Annotated in this window: 3 protein-coding genes; 1 reads left to right on the plus strand and 2 read right to left on the minus strand. The window is 74.2% G+C overall.

The features are described from left to right. A partial coding sequence (locus tag GTW67_RS10675; RefSeq protein WP_161164560.1) for a TetR/AcrR family transcriptional regulator occupies positions 1–497 on the minus strand: 497 nt, incomplete at its 3' end. A gap of 108 nt (positions 498–605) precedes the next feature. Here GTW67_RS10675 and GTW67_RS10680 point away from each other — a divergent pair. Beyond that, positions 606–2,141, plus strand: coding sequence for a cytochrome P450 (locus GTW67_RS10680; RefSeq protein WP_161164561.1), 1,536 nt, complete (start codon positions 606–608; stop codon positions 2,139–2,141). Here GTW67_RS10680 and GTW67_RS38135 read toward each other — a convergent pair. Beyond that, positions 2,103–2,945, minus strand: a complete 843-nt coding sequence (locus GTW67_RS38135) for a pentapeptide repeat-containing protein (protein ID WP_202437080.1) — start codon at positions 2,943–2,945, stop codon at positions 2,103–2,105. The two genes, GTW67_RS10680 and GTW67_RS38135, sit on opposite strands and share 39 nt — an antisense overlap. Positions 2,946–3,160 lie beyond the last annotated feature (215 nt).

The following is a 3,160-nucleotide window of genomic DNA, read 5'->3' on the forward strand; positions in this document are numbered from 1 at the left end:
CAGCCGCGCACCGCGAGGCGCACGTCGGCCCGCTCCTCGAAGGCCGGGCCGAACTCCGGGTCGGCGGCCAGGGCGGCGAGGATCTGCCGCTCCTGCGCGGCCAGCGCCTTCTGGTACACCCGGCGCACCGCCGGGTCCCCCGTCGCGTCGGCACGGTGGAAGGCGCGGTAGCCGTGCGCGTGCTCCCGGACGTACTCCAGATACGCGTCGAGGCCCGCGGCGAGCTGTTCGCGCACCGGGACGCCGGGCACGGCCGCCGTCATCCGCAGCATGCGCTCGCTCTCGCGCTCGACGACCGCGGCGAAGAAGTCCCGTTTGGCCGGGAAGTAGTGGTACAGCAGTCCGCGCGAGACCCCGGCGATCTCGGCGACCCGCTCGATCCACACGTCGTCGTAGGGGCTCTCGGAGAACAGCCGCGCCCCCACCGACAGCAGCTGCTCCCGGCGCTCCTCGGTGCTGAGCCGGCGGCGCGTGCGCTCGCCCTGGTTCGCGGCCATGCCCGCACTTTACTTGACGCCGGTTCAGCAACGGGACGACACTGGGCGCGCTATTGAATCGACGTACAACACGCTCGGACACGGCGCCGTGCCAAGGGAGATCGCGTCATGGCTCAGACGAGGACGGAGGCGGCCGCGGACGGGCTGCCGAGGGGATTCCGCAGCGCCGAGCTGGGCTGGCCCGAGCTGGACCGCATCCCGCGCCCCCCGTACCGGCTGCCGCTGCTCGGGGACGTGGTCGGGGCCAGCCGGAGCACGCCGATGCAGGACTCGCTGCGCTACGCGCGGCAGCTGGGGCCGATCTTCCGGCGGCGGGCCTTCGGCAAGGAGTTCGTGTTCGTGTGGGGTGCCCGGCTCGCCGCCGATCTGGCGGACGAGTCGCGCTTCGGCAAGCACGTGGGCCTCGGGGTGGCCAACCTGCGGCCGGTCGCCGGGGACGGGCTGTTCACGGCGTACAACCACGAGCCCAACTGGCAGCTCGCGCACGACGTCCTGGCGCCCGGGTTCAGCCGGGAGGCCATGGCCGGCTATCACCTGATGATGCTGGACGTGGCAGGACGGCTGACGGCCCACTGGGACCGCGCGGAGGCCGCCGGACGCACGGTGGACGTGCCCGGCGACATGACGAAGCTGACGCTGGAGACGATCGCGCGCACCGGGTTCGGGCACGACTTCGGGTCGTTCGAACGGCCCCGGCTACACCCCTTCGTGGAGGCGATGGTGGGCACCCTCACCTACGCGCAGCGCCTCAACACCGTGCCCGCGCCGCTCGCGCCGTGGCTGCTTCGGAGCGCGAGCCGCCGCAACGCGGCCGACATCGCCTACCTGAACCGCACGGTCGACGACCTGGTGCGCGAGCGCCGCGCCTCGGACGGCGGCGACGGCGACCTGCTCGACCGGATGCTGGAGACGGCCCACCCGGACACCGGTGAACGGCTCTCCGCCGAGAACGTGCGCCGTCAGGTCATCACCTTCCTGGTGGCCGGTCACGAGACCACCTCGGGCGCGCTGTCCTTCGCGCTGCACTACCTCGCCCAGCATCCCGAGGTGGCGGCTCGGGCGCGGGCCGAGGTGGACCGCGTCTGGGGCGACACCGAGGCGCCCGGCTACGAGCAGGTGGCCAAGCTGCGGTACGTGCGCCGGGTGCTGGACGAGTCGCTGCGGCTGTGGCCGACCGCGCCCGCCTTCGCGCGGGAGGCGCTGCGGGACACGGTGCTGGACGGCACGTACCCCATGCGGCGGGGCGCGTGGGCACTGGTGCTGACCGGGATGCTGCACCGCGATCCCGACGTGTGGGGGCCGGACGCCGAGCGGTTCGACCCGGACCGCTTCGACGCGAAGGCCGTACGGGGCCGTGCCCCGCACACGTTCAAGCCGTTCGGGACGGGCGCGCGGGCGTGCATCGGTCGGCAGTTCGCGCTGCACGAGGCGACGCTGGTGCTCGGGCTGCTGCTGCGCCGCTACGAGCTGCGGCCCGAGCCGGACTACCGGCTGCGGGTGACCGAGCGGCTGACGCTGATGCCGGAGGGGCTGCGGCTGCGGCTGGACCGACGGGGCCCGGCACCGGAGCCCGCGGTGCGGGAGTCCGGGGCGGAGGCCGACGTGTCAGAGGCCCGTTGTCCAGTGCGCCGGACGGCTCAGTGACGCCGGAAGCGTGGTGCCGGTGCTGCCGCGGGCCGCGGTGAGCTGCGGCTGGGTGAGGAAGAAGGCGCCGGTGAGGTCCGCGTCCGTCAGGTCGGCGTCGCGCAGGTCGGCGCCGATCAGGTCCGCGCCCCGCAGGTCGGCGCCGGTGAGGTCGGCGGCGATGAGGTAGGCGCCGCGCAGGTCGGCCCCGCGCAGGTCGGCGCCCTTGAGGCGGGCGCCCATCAGGTCGGCGCCCCGGCGGTTCTTCTTCTTGCCGCGTGTCCCGGCGCGCATCAGTTCGCTGGTGCGCAGCAGGAGCACGTTGACCCGCTGCCGGTGGGCCGCGACGTCCAGCGCGGCCAGCTCCTCGGGGGTCCCGGCGGCCAGTCGCTCGGTCTCGGCCAGCAGCCGGCGCAGGTCGGCGTGGACGGGCCGGGCGGCGGGCAGGGTCAGCGCCTCGGTCAGGTACCAGAGCAGTTCGTGCAGTTGCCGGACGACCGGGAACGCCTCGACCATGCGGCGGGCCTGTCCGGGCGGGCCGGTGCGCCAGTCCTGTCCGCCGAAGGTGACCTGCGAGACCCGCTGCCCGGCGCCGAAGCAGTCGTAGACCGTGCAGCCGGTGAAGCCCTCGCTCCGCAGCCGCGTGTGGATGCCGCACCGGTTGTCCTCGCCCAGGTTGCCGCAGGGGGTGCCGGCGTCCTTGTCCACGGCGAAGTCGGCCGACCGCCGGAACGGCAGGGCCACGCAGCACAGCCCGAAGCAGCTCTCGCAGTCACCGCGCAGTGCCGCCCCGCCGGTCTCTCGTTCTCGCATGCCGTTCAGCATACGGAACAGGGGCCGGCGCCCCGCCCGGGCGGGACCGGCCCCCGGCGGGGTCACCCCCGCTCGTCCGGCACCTCCAGGCGGGCCACCCGGTCCGGGTCGGCCAGGATGTACAGGCCGGTGATGCGGCCGTCGGCGACGGTGACGGTGAGCACCGAGCGGGGGCGGCCGTCGATCACGCTCATCAGGCCGAGCGAGTCGTTGACCCGGACGATCCG

Origin of the sequence: Streptomyces sp. SID5910, assembly GCF_009862125.1 — a bacterium.
In the GTDB taxonomy this organism is placed as follows: domain Bacteria; phylum Actinomycetota; class Actinomycetes; order Streptomycetales; family Streptomycetaceae; genus Streptomyces.

Bases quoted from the DNA above. Each gene is read 5' to 3' on its own strand.
- GTW67_RS10680 (WP_161164561.1), top strand. From the start codon at position 606: ATGGCTCAGACGAGGACGGAGGCGGCCGCGGACGGGCTGCCGAGGGGA.
- GTW67_RS38135 (WP_202437080.1), bottom strand. From the start codon at position 2,945: ATGCTGAACGGCATGCGAGAACGAGAGACCGGCGGGGCGGCACTGCGC.